17 protein-coding genes and 1 pseudogene are annotated in these 15,976 nt (G+C 67.6%); 5 read left to right on the top strand and 13 right to left on the bottom strand.

The features are described 5' to 3' along the window. On the top strand, positions 1–480 hold a 480-nt coding region (locus tag QK440_RS15630; protein WP_282793701.1), incomplete at its 5' end, for an RcpC/CpaB family pilus assembly protein. A gap of 135 nt (positions 481–615) precedes the next feature. Beyond that, entirely contained in the window at positions 616–1,161 is a 546-nt protein-coding gene (gene mscL, locus QK440_RS15625) for a large conductance mechanosensitive channel protein MscL (RefSeq protein ID WP_282793700.1), read from the top strand. 94 nt (positions 1,162–1,255) lie between these two features. Here the strand turns inward: mscL and QK440_RS15620 are convergent, their stop codons facing one another. Beyond that, positions 1,256–1,474, bottom strand: a complete 219-nt coding sequence (locus QK440_RS15620; protein WP_282793699.1) for a hypothetical protein — start codon at positions 1,472–1,474, stop codon at positions 1,256–1,258. Positions 1,475–1,725: 251 nt separating this feature from the next. Between QK440_RS15620 and QK440_RS15615 the strand changes: the two are divergent. Further along, positions 1,726–1,980: pseudogene (locus tag QK440_RS15615) on the top strand (low temperature requirement protein A); the annotation flags it as partial. Positions 1,981–2,075: 95 nt separating this feature from the next. Here the strand turns inward: QK440_RS15615 and QK440_RS15610 are convergent. The 4 genes from QK440_RS15610 to QK440_RS15595 all read right to left on the bottom strand — a co-directional run bounded on the left by QK440_RS15610 (position 2,076) and on the right by QK440_RS15595 (position 4,718). Beyond that, positions 2,076–2,330, bottom strand: a complete 255-nt coding sequence (locus tag QK440_RS15610) for a hypothetical protein (RefSeq protein WP_282793703.1) — start codon at positions 2,328–2,330, stop codon at positions 2,076–2,078. Between the two features lie 1,169 nt (positions 2,331–3,499). Continuing rightward, positions 3,500–4,006 carry an NUDIX domain-containing protein gene (locus tag QK440_RS15605; protein ID WP_282793698.1) on the bottom strand — a complete coding sequence of 169 codons (507 nt, stop codon included), beginning with the start codon at positions 4,004–4,006 and terminating at the stop codon, positions 3,500–3,502. A 275-nt stretch (positions 4,007–4,281) separates the two neighbouring features. Next, positions 4,282–4,479 carry a hypothetical protein gene (locus tag QK440_RS15600; protein ID WP_282793702.1) on the bottom strand — a complete coding sequence of 66 codons (198 nt, stop codon included), beginning with the start codon at positions 4,477–4,479 and terminating at the stop codon, positions 4,282–4,284. A gap of 41 nt (positions 4,480–4,520) precedes the next feature. Then, positions 4,521–4,718 carry a hypothetical protein gene (locus QK440_RS15595; protein WP_282793697.1) on the bottom strand — a complete coding sequence of 66 codons (198 nt, stop codon included), beginning with the start codon at positions 4,716–4,718 and terminating at the stop codon, positions 4,521–4,523. Positions 4,719–4,871: 153 nt separating this feature from the next. Here QK440_RS15595 and QK440_RS15590 point away from each other — a divergent pair, with 153 nt between their 5' ends. Further along, the gene (locus QK440_RS15590) at positions 4,872–5,714 is read left to right on the top strand and encodes a helix-turn-helix transcriptional regulator (protein ID WP_282793696.1); all 843 of its coding nucleotides are present in this window, start codon (positions 4,872–4,874) and stop codon (positions 5,712–5,714) included. Further along, a complete protein-coding gene (locus tag QK440_RS15585; protein ID WP_282793695.1) occupies positions 5,696–5,914 on the top strand; it encodes a DUF397 domain-containing protein in 219 nt (72 codons plus the stop codon). Before QK440_RS15590 ends, QK440_RS15585 begins: the two co-directional genes overlap by 19 nt. A 749-nt stretch (positions 5,915–6,663) precedes the next feature. Here QK440_RS15585 and QK440_RS15580 read toward each other — a convergent pair. The 8 genes from QK440_RS15580 to QK440_RS15545 all read right to left on the bottom strand — a co-directional run bounded on the left by QK440_RS15580 (position 6,664) and on the right by QK440_RS15545 (position 15,544). Continuing rightward, positions 6,664–7,464, bottom strand: a complete 801-nt coding sequence (locus QK440_RS15580) for a sigma factor (RefSeq protein WP_282793694.1) — start codon at positions 7,462–7,464, stop codon at positions 6,664–6,666. Between the two features lie 395 nt (positions 7,465–7,859). Then, positions 7,860–9,713 carry a DNA polymerase gene (locus QK440_RS15575; protein ID WP_282793693.1) on the bottom strand — a complete coding sequence of 618 codons (1,854 nt, stop codon included), beginning with the start codon at positions 9,711–9,713 and terminating at the stop codon, positions 7,860–7,862. A 70-nt stretch (positions 9,714–9,783) separates the two neighbouring features. Further along, entirely contained in the window at positions 9,784–12,216 is a 2,433-nt protein-coding gene (locus QK440_RS15570; protein ID WP_282793692.1) for a phage/plasmid primase, P4 family, read from the bottom strand. A 133-nt stretch (positions 12,217–12,349) separates the two neighbouring features. Further along, positions 12,350–12,934, bottom strand: coding sequence for a hypothetical protein (locus QK440_RS15565; RefSeq protein ID WP_282793691.1), 585 nt, complete (start codon positions 12,932–12,934; stop codon positions 12,350–12,352). A gap of 201 nt (positions 12,935–13,135) precedes the next feature. Continuing rightward, positions 13,136–13,411, bottom strand: coding sequence for a hypothetical protein (locus tag QK440_RS15560; protein WP_282793690.1), 276 nt, complete (start codon positions 13,409–13,411; stop codon positions 13,136–13,138). Further along, complete coding sequence (locus QK440_RS15555; RefSeq protein WP_282793689.1) at positions 13,393–13,743, bottom strand: HNH endonuclease signature motif containing protein; 351 nt, start codon at positions 13,741–13,743, stop codon at positions 13,393–13,395. The genes QK440_RS15560 and QK440_RS15555 overlap by 19 nt, the downstream gene beginning before the upstream one ends. Positions 13,744–13,912: 169 nt before the next feature. Continuing rightward, a complete protein-coding gene (locus tag QK440_RS15550) occupies positions 13,913–14,629 on the bottom strand; it encodes a hypothetical protein (protein WP_282793688.1) in 717 nt (238 codons plus the stop codon). A gap of 132 nt (positions 14,630–14,761) precedes the next feature. Further along, complete coding sequence (locus QK440_RS15545; RefSeq protein WP_282793687.1) at positions 14,762–15,544, bottom strand: hypothetical protein; 783 nt, start codon at positions 15,542–15,544, stop codon at positions 14,762–14,764. Between the last annotated feature and the right edge of the window lie 432 nt (positions 15,545–15,976).

The raw sequence follows: 15,976 nt of genomic DNA, 5'->3' as shown, positions 1-15,976 counted from the left end.
GTGCGCGGCGGCCGGCAGCGGCTGCGGCGGCTCACCCGGCACCGGAGGCGGGCGGTGGCCGCGGGGCTCGCGATGACCGCCGCCGCGCTCGTCGCGGCGGGGCCGGGGGACGCCGAGCGCACGCGGCCCGGCGGCTCCGCGGCGTCCGTGACCACGACGGACACGGACACCGGCGGCCGGGACCGGGCCCGGCGAGCCCCACGGCTGGTGACCGCGCCGGTACGGATCGCGGACGCGGCGACGGCGCGGCTGCTGCGCCCCGGTGACCGCGTGGACGTGGTCGCGGCCGAGGACCCGGCGATGGGCGGGCGCGGCGCACCCCGCGTGGTCGCCTCCGCGGCCCGGGTGACGGAAGTGCCCGAGGCCGCCGACGGTACGGCCGAGGGCGGGGCCCTGGTCGTCCTCTCCGTGCCGCGGGAGACGGCGGCGCGGCTGGCGGGGGCGAGCGCCACGGCGCGGCTGGCGGTGACGCTGCGATGAGCCGCACTCTTCTCCGGGTGCCTGACGCCCTGTCAAGTCGCTCGTTCGCATTACGGAAGTGGACAGGCCTGCCACGCGCTGCCGTAGGTTGCAAGGCGGTTTGCCGTACAACCCGCAAGTGCAACGAAAGGCCTAGTGGTGAGCGAGAAGAAGGAACCGGGCGTCTGGCAGGGCTTCAAGGCCTTCCTGATGCGCGGCAACGTGGTCGACCTGGCGGTCGCGGTCGTCATCGGCGCCGCGTTCACGAACATCGTGAACTCCGTGGTGAAGGGCGTGATCAACCCCTTGGTCGGGGCCTTCGGCACGAAGAACCTCGACCACTACAGCTCCTGCCTCAAGGCCCCGTGCGAGATGAGGAACGGCGAGGCCGTGAAGGGCATCCCGATCATGTGGGGCTCGGTGCTCAGCGCCACGCTCAGCTTCGTGATCACCGCGGCGGTCGTGTACTTCCTGATGGTCCTGCCGATGGCGAAGTACCTGGCCAGGCAGGCCGCGCGCAAGGCGGAGAAGGAAGGCACGCGGGAAGTCATGGAGGTCACGGAACTGGAGGTGCTCCAGCAGATCCGGGACGCGCTGGTCGCGCAGCGCGGGGCGGGCACCGGCGAGGCGGGCCCGGGCGGCACGGCCCAGGGCGAGCGCCCGGGGCCGGAGACCGGGCCGCCGGGCGGCGGCACGCGCTGACCCGGGCGCGGGCCCTCGCCGGGCGGGCGGCGACGCGGGCCCAGATGTGGTGGTCGGCGGCGCGGGCTCGGATCTGGCGGGCGGCGGCGCGGGCTCAGATGTGGTGGGGCGGCTTCTCGTCCAGGAAACGGGCGAGGTCGGCGGCGCTGTCGCCGCTCGCCGACGGCCGCTCACCCCACCCACGATCCGTATCGTCCGAGGACTGCTGCGACAGCGGGTCGTCGAAGACCAGCGCGTCGGCGGACTTCCCGGCGGTCCGCCGGGACGCGGCGCTCCGGGGATCACGCGGTTCGGGGGCGGGGGCGGTGCTCATACCTCCAGCGTACGTCCGCCCGGACCGCCCGGGGCCGGGCGACGACCGCCTTGGCGTTCGGCGGCCACCGCAACAGGGCCGGGGCCGGGACCCGGGGCGGTGCCGAGGCCGGAGCAGGGGCCAGGTGCAGGGCCCGGGCCGGGGTCGGGGCGGCGGGGAAGAGGACGACCGCCGCCCTCCAGCCGGGTGCTCGGGCCCCGACACGGTGCGACCCGGGCGGCCGCACCGCCGGGCTCTGCTGTATTTGCCCCATGACGTCCGCGATGCCCGCTCCGCGCCCCCGCCCCTCCGCCCCTCCCCCACCGCTGCGCCCGATGGTCGCCCGCGGGCGGGAGGAACCGCACCGCGCGGCGACACCGCTGGAGCTCTTCTTCGACCTGTGCTTCGTGGTGGCGGTCGCCCAGGCCGGGGTGGGGCTGGTGCACGCCGTGGCCGAGGGGCACGCGGGCGAGGGGGTCCTCAACTACGCGATGGTGTTCTTCGCGGTGTGGTGGGCCTGGATGAACGGTGCAACAGGTACAGGCCGACGGTACCCCAACCCATGTGCAGCGCGAAGCCCCGCTCGGTCACCGGCGCCGGACGGGGCTTCGTCGTGCTGGCCTCAGTCGCAGAGGTTCGACCGGACGGCCGTGACGATCTGTGCCGTCTGGTCCGCGCTCAGCGTCGGCACGGTGCCGCCCTCAAACCGCGCCTTCGCATTCGCCTGGACCGTGGCCGCGTCCTTCTTCTGCTTCACGTCCAGGCAGACGTTCCTAGCTCTGCTGACGGCCCGCTCCTCGTTGGCGACGAGACCGGCGTCTACGGCCCCCAGGGCGCGTATCAGGGCGGCTCGCTGTCCGGCGTTCGGTGTGGGCACGCTGGGCGCCTCAGCGGGCTTCTGGCGCTCCTGAACGTTGGTGGTCTTGGTGGGCTTCGCTTCACTCTTGTCGTCGCCCCCTCCCCCGCATGCCGTGAGCACCGTAAGTGCGACGGCGGCGGCTGCAATGGCGGCTGCATGGCGCCTCATGATCTCCCCTGTCTGAGCGCGGTGTTGACCTTGCATGCCTATCACGCGGGGCCGGTGGCTGGACGTGGAAGAGCCCCGCCCGGATCTCTCCGGACGGGGCCTCAACTGTGTAGGCGTCAGCCGTGGCGCTGGTAATCGCACTGTGTGTTACTGCATATCCAGAGGACGCCGTTCCCATCTGGTACAGCAACCATTTCGTTGCCGCACTTCACGCAGACCATCGCCGCCCCTTTACTAGGAGTGGATTCGGTACCCGCACACACATGTCCAGCGGACCAACGGTCCGTCGGCGCTTCCTTGCATCATCCGTCCGCAGCCCCGGGGGCACGTGAGGTACACGTGACCTGTCTCCTCGTCCCTCATGCTGCTGAGGTAGGCCCGACGGACTTCGGGTGGCTTGTCCATGAGTCGGAGTGTAAGCCTCCTTCCGTCGGTATGGAGCCCGGTGTGCTCAGGGGCCCCGGCTAGCGGCTGGCACAGGGGACCGGCCCGCTAGCCGGGGCCTTGCCCGCACCTGCCCGTAAGCAAAACAGGAAGCGGGCGGAAGCGCCCTCCTCTCCATCCTCCTGGGTCTCAGGCGGTTCCCTAGAAGAGGCGGGCGGGTCTTGCCGCACATCGGGCCCCGGCGCCCCTGTCACGCGGGGGCCCGATGCTGGCCCGGCGCCCCGTAGTGATGTGGGGGCTTTGGGCCGGGCCATTCCACACCCCGACATGCGCGAAAAGGGTGTGGCGGGTCTTGCCGCACATCGGGCCCCCGGCGCCCCTGTCACGCGGGGGCCCAATGCTGGCCCGGCGGCCCAGACAAGAAGGAAGTGAGCCTGTAGGCCGGGCCATTCCACACCCCGACAGGTGAAGCGGGATGTGGCGGGTCCTGGGGCCCCGGTCAGCGTGCCTGAACTGACCGGGGCCTGCCCGCTACCGCCGGGGAGCGGGGGCGGTAGCGGGCGGGAAGCCCTTCTCTTCCCTCCGTCGCCCCCCGCGCGTCGGAGAGCCGTCGAAGAGTCGGGCATGGTTTGGGGTTAGGTGATCGGCCGTCGTGAGCCGTTCACACAGACGCGTTCTCCGTTCACCAGGTAGTGCACGGTGCCGGTGCCCTCAACCACCCGCAGCGCTTCACGGATGCGGCGCTCTTGGGCGGGCACGGTGACCTCCGGGAGATCGTCACGCAGGACCCACTGGACGCCCGTTAGCTCGTGGGAGTTGATCAGCTTGGGCGTGTCCGCGCCGACGGAGCCCATGTCGAAGACAAAGGTCAGGCCCTCCCGCACGTCGTCCGCCTCGTTCTCCGGTACGTAGTCCACGACCAGGAGCCGCGCGGGGTAAAGCTCTAGGCCGACTTCCTCTTGGACTTCCCGCGTGACGGCCACGTGCGGAAATTCGTTCGCGTGTGCTCCGCCACCGGGCAGAATCCATCCGTCTTTGTACGCCGGGTCGACCAGGAGCACGCGCCCGTCGTAGTCGCGGATGATGCCGACGGCGCCGATTCGGCGGAGCGGTGGCGCGGCTGGGTTCACGTCCTTATGCATGCCGTTTCCTTCCAGGGTGATGCCTGCCCCCGCCGGGCCCGTGGCCGTGGGGAGTGCTGGGTCTTCCGGCGGGGACAGGGACTGTGGTTGGGCGCTACTGCGCCTTGATTGCCAGATAGACGGCAACGAAGATTGAGCCCAGGTGGACGGCCGCGATGGCATACCCCGCCACGTTCTCGTAGTCGTGGTACCTGACTGCCTCAGCGGCGCGTTGTATCCGTCCTTTCCTGCGGCTCCGGCCGTACTGCCCGCGCCGCCGTAATGCCATGGTCATTTCAGAGTCCCCATTCGCTCAGAGTCCCGCCGCTGGCGGCCCTGTGCCGGTCGGCCAGCGTCGGGTTCGGGTCCATGTGGTTGGCGTCCGCCTCCCACTCGCGCCCGCCGGTGAGCGGACGGAGTTGCCACCGGGGTCCCTCGTGGCCCATCACGCGCCCCTTGCGGCCCGTACGGGTGTCCGTGACCACGTCGCCCACGTGTGGTTCGTACGGGCGCTCCTGGCCTGTCCTGGGGGCGCTCACTGCTTGCGCTCCAGACCGCGCCGGACCGCTTGGAGGTCGACGTAGTCCCGGTGGGTGAAGCCGCCGCGCGGACGCCACGTCACGAGACCCCACGGGCCGAAGTGCTGGATGTGCACTGCCAGGCTCGCCGCGTCGTCATCGTGCGGTGCCCTTGCGCCCGATCGAGTGCCGTAGGCCGAACTCCTGTTGTCCATCACGGTGGTTGCTCCGTACACCCTGGCTCGCCGTGCCCTGAGGCCGTACGTTGACGAGCATGAACCGTGGGGACGGCTTAGGAAGTGTTGGTTCCAGTTGAACCAACAAACCCACGGCTGGAACCAACAAAACCAACACCGGAGGGGGGCGGCATGCCAGCACGACGCAACTCGTCGGAGGGCGGCCACTCGGCGCGGACGCGCTACGCACAGGAGCTGGCTCTACTCCGCAGCGAAAAGGGCATCTCGCTACGTGCGTTGGGCGACGCGGTCCGCGCGGATCACACGCACCTGAGCAACATGGAGCACGGCAAGGCTCTGGGTAGCTCAGACCTGGTACGTGAGCTTGATCGGTACTACGGGACTACGCACTTGGTCGTTCTCTGGGAAGCGGCAGCACACGACCTGTCACGCTTCCGCGAGCAGTACCAGACGTACATGACGTTGGAGTCCGAAGCGTTGGCGCTACACCAGTACGCGCCCAGCCTCATGCCGGGACTGCTCCAAACTGAGGCGTACGCGCGGGCGCTGCTACAAGCGGCGGGACCGGTGGACGAAGACACGCTAGCTGACGACGTAGCGGCACGAATGGCCCGGCAGGACCTCTTAGGCCGTGCAGACCAACCGGAGTTCCGCGCAGTGCTTGACGAAGCGGTGTTGCGTCGTCCGCTGACCGACCCCAAGGAGTGGCAAGCACAGCTTGCACACCTGATTCAGGTGGCCGACCGACCGAACGTCACGATCTACGTGGTTCCGTCGTCCCTCGGACTGCATGGACTGACGAACACGGACACCATGTTTCTGTGGTTGCCCGACGGGCGCATGGTGGCCTACGTAGAGACCGGCTACTCAGGTCAGTTGGTCGAAGACGCCAGGGATGTGGACCGGCTCCGCAGGTCGTACGATCACCTGCGGGATATCGCGCTATCTCCGCGCGAGTCCGGCGACATGATCACTCAGTACATGGAGGAAGCCCCATGCGAGCCCCCGCGATAGACCTAAGTTCCGCTCGCTGGCAGCGATCCAGCTACAGCAACCAGGACGGGGGAAACTGCATCGAGTGGGCGCCGGAGCACGCGGCCATTCACGGCGTGGTCCCGGTGCGGGACAGCAAGCGTCCCGACGGCCCCCAGCTCACCATCACGTCCGCCGCCTGGTCCGCGTTCGTCGGCGGAGTGGCGCGCACCGACGGCTGACCCAACGCACGAAGCCCCGCCGCTCGCTGAGGAGCTGGCGGGGCTTCGTCGTGTCTGGCGCTACGCGACGGCTAGGGCGGGTGCGTCGCCCCAGCCGTGGTGATGCATGCCGTAGTCACACGCCGACCAGAGACCACCGGGGTAGGGCAGATACACCCCGGTTTCGGGGCTGGCGTACCACTCCGAGGAGCCCGTCAGCTCGTCGGAGTCGCGGTCTCGGGCAAGCAGACGGAAGCCGTGGTAACCCCGCTTGAGCAGACGCGAGGCCAGCGTGCCTTGCGCGCGAAGAACTGCGGGTGTGTCTTCGCATGTTGCGATTGGTTCGGTTCCCAGCGGGCGGGGCAGGTCCGGGCACGGTCCCCAATCGAGACGGTTGTCTCGCAGCGACGGCACCCAGACCGACACCAGCACCCCCCATGCACTGTGCGTAGCCATTCGATCACTATAGAACAGGTTTTCGGATTGTGAAATGCATATGCACACGGGATATTCACGATCGTGGGCCGCATCTGGCCATACCCACCGGCATGCGTTTCACACACTTGGGGCGCCGACCTGGGCATTCACCTGTCCGCCACGGCCCGCAACACCGCCAAATCAGCCAAACCCAAAACGGTTGTGGAGGTTCCGTTAGTAAATATTGGCCAATGACATGAGCACGCCATTAGGCGGGGTGGGCAGCCAACGAAAAGAGCCCCCCACCGGAAACGGTGAGGGGCAGAAGCAGTGCACCACGTGGTGCACTGCCCTTAGCGTGCGTGCCAGAGTTCAGCGAACCGCACTTTGGCCTTGCTGCGGATGACGCGCACCTGGTCCCGGCGCATGCCGTAATCGGCGGCCAGATCCGAGTCTCGTTCTGCGCCGTAGTACCGGACAGGGGCTATACCGGTCAGCGCCATGAGGACCGTCGCCTGATCATCGCTCATGCGGGCCAGGGTCTGGCGCACCTGAATACTGGTCTGCTTACGCCGGGCGCGTTCGTAGTCGCTGGGCTGCAACAGGTCCGCCGGGACGCCGTACTGAGCCGCCAGCGTGTCCGCCAGCGTGAACGATTCCCCGGTCTCACCTTGGCCCATCGGCGCATCCAGGTGCTCAACCCCTTGCCAGCTCAAGCGCGCGGCGTATGCGGTCTCCGGACTCAGCCGCCGGTCTCCCAGGACTGCCGCGTCCGTGGCCAGCCGTTCAGCTTCGTACGGGTCCCCGTCCGCTTGAGAGAGCGCCGCTTCGAACGCGCCCGCTACCGACCGGGACACCCCCTGCCGGGTCTCGACTTTGCGCGCGTCACTCATGGCGCCCTTGAGTGTCCGGTCCACGTAGGCGAAGAACTCCGCCACGGTCGTACCGCTGAACCGCGCGGTGCATTCCCAGACGGCTATCCGACCGGTCTGGGCGAGATCTTCGGCAAGGCTGGCGTCTGTGCGTCCGCTGCCGGTTGCGTACTTCCGGGCGAGGTGCCGCACTCGTTCTTCGGTCGCCGTGACCACGGCCGTTATGGCGTTCAGGTCATTGTTCTGTGCGGCGGAAATCTGCTCTGCGGTAAGGGATATCAAGGGAAGCGCTCCGCGTGTGTTCCAGGGCTGGTTGCGCTCCCGTGGGGAGCGCGAGAGTTGCCCGGAACAGGGCGAAGCGCGCGCAAGACCGTCGGCCCCTTTTCGGAGCCTTAGCGTCAGGAATGCGGGGGCATGGCTAAGCCCCGTCCGGGACGCTTCGGACGGGGCTTGCGCATTGCCGTCGTCGTGGCGTGGCGCTTACCTAATGACGGAATTCAGCGAGCCACAACGGCGTTGGTGATGGGTTAGACCGCTTGTCTTTTGAGGGGTTGCCTTTCGTCTCCTCTTCGGAATTGGGCCGCTCTATCGGCAGTACGCCACGGATGCTTTTCTCATCCCTGAGGATGAGTCGCATAACGGGGAGGTAACGGAGCAGTGCACCACGTGGTGCACTGCTAGAAATCGGCCCCGTAGAGGGAGCCCCAGGAGCGCCCGCCGACGTCAGCCGTGGCCACGATGGGCACGCCAAACAGGTCCATGGTCATGGCCTTCTCAAACTCCTGGGCAAGCTCTTGGGCATCACAGGCGGGGACCGACGCGAGCAGTTCGTCATGGATCGGCAGACGGCAGTACTCCATGATTCCGGCCTGTTCGGCGTTCAGCATCGCTTGCCCCAGCAAGTCCCTAGCCGCGCTCTGGCATTGATAGTTCACGACTGCATACATGCGGTCACGGTCCAGCGGCATGAGCCGCCCCGTGGCCGACACGGTGACCATGCCCGTGGCTCGTGCTTCGCGCTGCCAGCGGGCCGACGCGCGGCGGATCTCCGGGAAGGTCCGCTCGTACTCGGTGACTGCCCGCCGCGTCTCCGCCTCAGTGGCACCGGTCTGCCGGGCCAGTGTGGCCACGCCACCGCCGTAGATTTTGCCTAGGCCGGTGGCCTTGAACCGCTTGCGGTCTTTCTGCGTGGCCCCTGACCCCTTGATGAGCTGAGCCGTGAACATGTGGATATCGAAGTCGGTGCCGCCTGACAGGAAACCTTCTTTCATTCGGCGCACATTTGCCAGTGCCGCCAGGACGCGCATTTCCACTGCCTGGAAGTCGGTGGAAATCCATACGTGGTCTTCCTCAGCGAGGATCGCGCGCCGGATGACGTGATCGGATGAGGGGAGTTGGTGCAGCCCGTCCGTGACGGACATGCGTCCGGTCCGTGCGGCCAGTGACGTGACGGAAGGGTGGATGCGCCCGGCGGGCGAGAGCTTCGCGAGGAACCCCTCCGCGTAGGTCTTGCCCCACTTCTCCGCCCGCTTCGCCCTCAAGACGGCGTCAGCGAGCGGGTTGGGCTCGCGCGCTCCGATGCGCTGCCAGTCCCGGTCAAGGTCCGCCATTGGCAAGAGCACGTCTTTGGCAGTGGAGAGCGCACCGCCCTTAGTGCGCTGCGTCAGGTTCTCGCCCATGGCTGTCAGCGCTTCGGCCACCTGAGCCCCTGAACTCACCTTGGCTACGCCGTACCGAGCTGCCACGGCCCCGTACACCGCCGCCTCCTCGGCCAGCCGGTCAGCCAGGGTCCGGGTGTACTCCTGGTCGACAAGAAGCCCCCGGCGCTGCATCAGGGCGCACATGCGCGAGATCTCGTGTTCGTACTGCACCAGGGCTGGCCGTACGCCGCGCCGTTCAAGCTCTGCTGTTAGGCACGGGTACAGCCGGGCCGTGAGGATCACGTCCAATCCGGCGTACAAGTTGTACGTGGGGTGGTCCAGCGGGATGCGTGCGAAGCCGTCGGCTTTCGTCAGCCCCAAGCCCCGGAAGACCGAGGTGAGATCTCCCTGAGTGTCCGGCGCCGCCGGGTCCACGTAGTGGGCGCTGAGTGGCTTGAGGGCCACCCCCATGCCGCCCTCATCCGGCTGGCGGGGGTCCAGGAGCATGGCCAGTACCCGTGTGTCCCACGTGCGGGGTGCTATCTCTTCCACGGGTATGCCCGCATGCTGGTCCAGGACCAGCCAGTCAAATGCGGCGTTGTGTACGAGCATCCGGCGGGCGCGGTGGAGCACGTGAAGTGCGGCACGCTGGTAGTGGCCGCCGCGTTCCCAGTGGATGACCCAGGCGTCGTGTGCGTCTCCGAACTGCACCGTGCGGAGCCGGTATCCGCCGGAGAACATCGCGAGTCCGCTGGTCTCCGTGTCCAGCGCGATGGGGCCGCGTCGGTCGGCGTCACGGGACCAGTCAATGAACTGCTCCAACTCTTCGGGCGTGGCCGGTACATGGACGCGCACCACGTCGCCAGCCACGGTGTGCCGGTAAGTCAGCATGCGTGTGCCTCCAAACACGAAGAGGCAGTGCACCACGTGGTGCACTGCCTCAATTGATGTGTGGCCCTGGCTACTTCGCGAAGATGCCGGAGCCCTCCGGGGCGTCCCGGTCGGCCAGCCGGATACCGGCCAGGGCAACCCCTTCCCTCCGCACGACGCGAGTGACGCCCCGCTCCTCAAGGGCCTGATAGAAGGTGCGGCGCGTCCAACGTTCCTTAGCGGGCAGGTTCTCCGCCTCGCACCAGTCCAGGTACTCAGCGAAGACGGCGTTACCGCTCATCACGTGCTCCTCACCGCACCGCTCAAGGACTCCGGGGAAGAATCCCGCTAGCGCGTCCGACGTGGCCCGGTAATCCTTGCTTGCGCGGGCGATGACGTCCGGGTCCTTGAGACCGTCTCGGTACCACTCCACGGCGCCACGCACCGCCCATGCCGCGATGCCTTCGGCCTCTGTCATGAGCCGCGCATCCAAGGTGTGATCACGTTCGTCCGGCGCGAACCAGCGCAGGAAAGGCACGAGCTTGACGCGCCGCCACAGTCCCTCATCCTGTCCCCGAAATCTCGGCTTGTGGTTGGTGGCAAGAAGGAGAAGAAAGGCGGGTTTGAAGGTGAAGAATTCCTGCCGCAGGAACCGCGCGGCCACTTCGTCCTTACCTGTGACCCGCTTGAGGATTCCTTCGGACATGGGCTTGCCCGACTCGCCCTCTGAGGCCATGACCAGGCGGGCTCCTCTGAGTGCCGCAATGTCATTGGGGATGCCGCCGGACGGCTTCTCTTCGAAGGTGGCAAAAGGTGTGGTCCGGCTGATAGCCCGGAAGACGCCGGTGATCACGTCCGTGAACACCGATTTGCCGTTGGCGCCCTTTCCCCAGAGGACGGCGAATACCTGCTCTGCCGTGCTGCCGGTAAGTCCGTACCCGATTAGCCTCTGCATGTACCCGGGAAGTTCGGGGTCCTTGGGGAATATCTCCCTGAGGAATTGCTCCCAGCGCGGGCATTGGGCATCCGGCTGGTAGTCGATATCCAGGCGGTACGTGATCATGTCGGCTTTGGTGTGAGGCCGGAGTTTCCCGGTCCGCAGATCCACCGTGCCGTTACGGAATGACAGGAGTTCCGCCCTGCTGTCGAAGTCGGCAGCGTCTACATGCACGGCGGGGACGCTGCGCAGTTCCGTCATGAGAGCGTCAATCCGCGTCGTCATCGTGAAGCCCCGGGCTTTCTGCGTCTCGCCAGCCAGCACCAGGGCGGCGCCCATGCGGTGGATCTCCTGGCGGACCTTGACCTCTGAGCGCTCCCAGACGGCGCCGGTCCACACGTAGTAGCCCAACCCTGGGGCGTACTTGATCCGGCCGTTAGTCCACGCCACCAGCGCATGCGCGTTCATGGCGTCGCTCTCGCCGTAGCGGTTGATGAGTCCAGCCAGGATGCGTGCGGCTTCGCTGCCCTGGTCCCGGCTGACCACGTCGGCACCGGTCCGGCCGGTCAGCTCTGCTGAGACCGCATCCGCCTGAGCCGTCTCGTCGTCCTGTACCGGCCGCGCCGCCGACACCGCGTCATGCAGTGCGGCGGGGAACGCGGGCGCGTCACGGGCTCGCCAGTCGGTCAGATCGTCCCCGGCGTGCGGGATGCTGAGCGCGTGGATTGTGATGCCGTAGGGCTTGAGACCTTCGGCCAACCGGGCGTTGAAGCGCTGCCCCGCCGCGTCGTTGTCTCCGGCCGCGATGACGTGAGCGCCCCTGAGCCCGTCGGCCAGCTCCTCCAGTAGCTCTGGGCTTCCGGCGAGAGCCGCCCCACGGATGACCACGGCGTCATACCCGACAGCTACGGCCGTCAGCCCATCTCCGGGCCCCTCAGAGACGATCGTTACCCCATAGCCGCCCTGTCCCCGCAGGACGCCGTACGGGGCCCAGCGCTCCCCTGTCGGGTTCGCTAGGGAGATCCAGCGGCCGGGGCATTCGCCGGACAGGTCCCGCCCCTGTAGACCCCTGGCGATGCCGTCGAAGCCGACCAGGGGCACAGTCATGCGCGGAAAGGCGCGGTAGGCGCGGGAGCGGAAGCGGAGCGCAAGGCCGTGCTCCGGAGCGTCCACGCCCAGCATGAGGTCAGCGGCCGTGCCCACGTCCAGGCCGAACCGCTCAGCGAGGTAGGCGCGCGCCTGCCCCGCCGCCCGGTCCCCGAAGTCGCCCAGCTTGCGAGACGTCTCGTCGACGTAGCGCGCCAGTGCCGCCGTTGGGCCAACGCCCACCAGGGCGGGGCGCTCTCGTGGCACTGTGGCCCCGGGGCCGGTCGCATGGAAGAGCGCGGGCCAGGTGATGCCAGCGGCCTTGATCACGTCCCCAGTGGGGCAGCCAGCACGGCAGGACAGCCGCACCTTGTTGTCATCCCCGCGCCAGATTCGCAGAGACGGACGGTTGTCCCCGTGTGCGGGGCACCGGGCGAGATACCCGCCGTCCGCCTGGTCCGTCACGTCCGCGAAATGGCCAAGCAGATCACTGAACATCATGAGCTATCAACCCCCTTCACCTTGGAGGGAGCGCGAGCGTTGCCAGTGACTTAACGTCACCAGATCCACGCCCCGCGGCGCCCATGATGTCCGTTTTGCCTTGGGTGCCCTGATGCCGGCTCCGGGGGTTCCGTCACACACGGTGACGCTCCGCCCGGACGTCACCCAGAAGTACGCCGAACGCCTCCAGGTCCGTGCTCATGTACCACCGCCGGGTGTCCCATCCCCGCAGCGTCGGCGTGAACGCGTACCTGGAAGCGAACTCCGGCGCCCGGAGACCCAGCGCCCGGCGCACCCTGGTCCATGTGGCGAAGCCGAAGTGGACCCGGCCCCGCCGGACGTTCTGGCGGCGCGTCTTGACGACGGCCACGCCGTACGGGAAGCCAGCGTTGACGGCTTCAACTTCGGCTTGCCGGAGCCACGTCGGCACTGCCGGGCTCTTCACATCCTTGCATTCCAGGACGAACGGCACGGCATGCACATCACCTACGTCAGCGGCGCCTTCCTGAGCCGGTCGGCGCACGTTGTGCGCGTCGAAGGGGTCCAGGAACTTCCCGGCGTCGTCGACCAGCCCCAGGGAGGTGTTCAGGTAGCCGCGTACGTCGCTCTCCCAGGCCGTGCCGCGCGCCTTGTTCAAATTAGCCACGGCGCACCCACCGGGCATCGGCACCGCGCCGGACGGCGTGCGCGACAGCGTCGATGAAGCGACCCCAATCACGCCGACAACAGGCGTCTCGCGCGAGCCAGACCGTGTCTCCGGAACTCATCTGCCGCACGTCCCCCAGGGCAGGGGCCGCGTCAGCCGCTATGTACTTGTCCATGCTTCTCCTCTGGCAGTGCACCACGTGGTGCACTGGTATGCGGAAAGGGCCGGACGGTGCCCCGTGATGGGATTCCGTCCGGCCCTGAGTGATTGCCGCTAGTCGCCGATTCCTCCAGGCATGATGAGCCGCGCATGTTCCGCGCCGATCCATTCCGCGCGCATGCTCCGGCGCTTCGCGAACCCGCTTTCGCTGCCGGTCGGCCGCACCTTGAGCATGGGACGGAGCCGCCCGTCCACGAGCTTGGCCGTGGCCTTGACAATCAGTGCATCTGTCAGACGTACGCGGTTGCCCTGCCGGGTGGCGTAACAAATCAGGTCGCCCCGGTACAGCTCCTCACCGGTGTAATCCGTGATCACGCCGCGTTTGGCCATGCGTCACCCCCGCTCCTGGCGAGTGCCGCGCGGCGCAAGTTCTCCGCGCCGGTCACCGGCTCCAAATGGTCCGGGCGCACGCACAGGGTGTTCCGGCACAGGTGGTCCAGCTCTAGGCCGTCGGGTATGTCGGCCACCATCAGGCTGTAGGCCAGCCGGTGTACGACCACCTGACGGCCCCGGTAGCTGATATCGCCATACCGCCTGGCACCGCTCCGGCGCCGGTTCTGCCCGCCGGGTGCGGAGCCTTTCCAGACCCAGCAACCCGCTTCGTCCTCGGTGCACTTGCCCATGAGCCGGTCAAGGGCTCGCCGGTCGTAGTCATCCCACATCGGGCGCCCCCTGGTCATCCACGCCGAAGCGGCGCCGCCGTTCACTGAGTAGTGGTCTGACATGCGCCGGTGGCCACTCCCACAGAGGCGAGCGGATCACGTCGTCTGGCTGCACACGGAGCCACGCCCGTACGGGACGTGTGCCGGTGCGCGTTGTGCGCGCCACCGCTCAGCGCTCGTCGGCAATGGCGTCGCTGTACGCCTTTAGCACCTTGATCACAGGCTTGTAGTAACTGACCTGCGTGCCCTTGTTCTTGCCCTTCTTCACTGTGAACTCAACCAGCTCAAGAGCGAGTTCAGCGAGCGCCGGGCCGTCGACTGCATCCAAAGCGTTCTCGTACTCATGCAGCACGCTGGCCAGCGTCCAACTGCCGCTCTGGAATCGGAACTTCCCCAGTTCCGGGTCATCGGCCAGGGTGAAAGTCACACTGATGGAGGGAGACGGCCCCACCAGATCCCGCGCCGCTTCCTTGCGCTCCGCGAAGAGTTCCGGGCAGCCGCAAGCCTTGCCCGCCTTCTCCTCCGGCGACAGGAACGCCGACCCGTCGCAGTGATGCACAAGCTTGCTGCGGTTCCACAGCTTTAGATCCGCGTAGATGGCATCCGGCCCGGTCAGGATCACGGGGATACTCGTGCGGTCCGTGAAGACGTCAATGAAGAACTCGCCGGGACTGTCGGTCTCGATGGGCTCTCCGCCAAATAGCTGCGCCACGGCCTGAGCCACCACCGGGTCACCGGTACTGATACGCCACATGTCCAGCGCTTCGGGCACGCCGTCCACGGACCGGCCGGAGTGGAAGCGGCCAACCACATCGTCAGCGAAGGTCTGCCGCTCCTTCGGCTTCGCATCGGGGTCCGTCGCGAAGATCGTCATTTTGTTCGCCATGCGGGGCTCTCCTCAGTTAGGGACTGAAGAGGGGCGAACGGGAGGGGTGCGGAGCAGTGCACCACGTGGTGCACTGCCTTCCGCCTCTCCGTCCGCCCCTTCTGAGGGCCTTAGAGCGGGGGTGTTGCCCGGCTAGCGGGCACGTCGCTGCGTGCCGGTGACCAGCCGCCCCGCGCTTGCGGCGATGGCAGGTTTCAGTACCGTCTTCGACTCCTCGCGCTCCCAGTCGAAGACACGTCGCAGCGCCAGGAAGAAGGCGAACACGTCGTCGTCAATGCGCACTGGCTTGAGCGCCCAGGACTCCGGGGTGATGTGGAGTACGGCGGCGCCGTCGAACTCCGGCACAGGCGCCGTCGTGCCGTCCGGCGCAATGATGCGGTCCGCGTGCGCGTACGCGCTCATTTGCAACGCCACGTCCGGGTAGGTGTCACGGCTGGTCTTCCAGTCGGCCATGAGCAGATGCGGCACCCCGGAGCGGTCCGGCGTCGGCGTGCCGTCTTCGTCCAGCCATACCGTCAGTACCGCGTCAAAGGACCCGGCGTACTGATGGGTGTCCGACCATGCAACGTCTTCGGCCCGCTCAAGCCGGGGATTCACTGCCGCCAGGAACTCCGCGAACCTCTCCCGGTAGGGAACCAGGTCCGGGTGTACGCGGCCGATCTGCTCGCCCCGGATCATGCGCTCAAACAGATCATGGGCCTGTGAGCCCACGTCGGCGCGCGCTTGGGTGTAGCGGCGGGCGGCACCCTTGAGGTAGTCGACGGCTCCCTGTCGGTCGCGCTCTGCCATCTGCTGTACGAAAGCAAGGCTGTCGATAGCCAGCTCTGCCGTCATACGGGCGTACCAGGGCGGTAGGAACGGCTTCGGTCCCACCCCGATCACGGACGTCACCCCGGGATACTTGATCTTCGGCATGTCGGGGTGGATGTAGTAGCGGCTGTTGCCCCGCTTGATGGTGCGTACGCGTCCCACGCGAGCCCCCTCGGATAGGTGATTGTCACCTGGTGGGGAGCGCGGGGGTTGCACGGCCCTGTACGCCCGTCTGCGGGCATGGAAGAGCCCCGCCGGACACCGGGGTCAGACGGGGCTAGAGGGGCGCCGGAGGGGCGTTCAGGCCTTTCCCTGTGGTCGCTCCGGCGCGGGGTCGCCGTACTGACGGAACAGGCGCGCGCACTGCTCGCATACGGGCTTGCCTTTGTCCACGAACAAGGAAGGGTGCACGTAGTCAGCGGTGTCACCGCACAGCGCGGAGGGCGGGACATGTCCGGTGCCGGGAACGTAGACGCAGAATGGACCGGACCACACCTGCTGGCAGTACGTATCCACGCCCGGGAAGTCGCCCACCGT

Source organism: Streptomyces sp. CC224B (assembly GCF_030010595.1).
GTDB lineage: Bacteria > Actinomycetota > Actinomycetes > Streptomycetales > Streptomycetaceae > Streptomyces > Streptomyces longispororuber.
The sequence above is the reverse complement of the archived record's forward strand: the minus strand, read 5'-3'. Positions and strand labels throughout refer to the sequence as shown.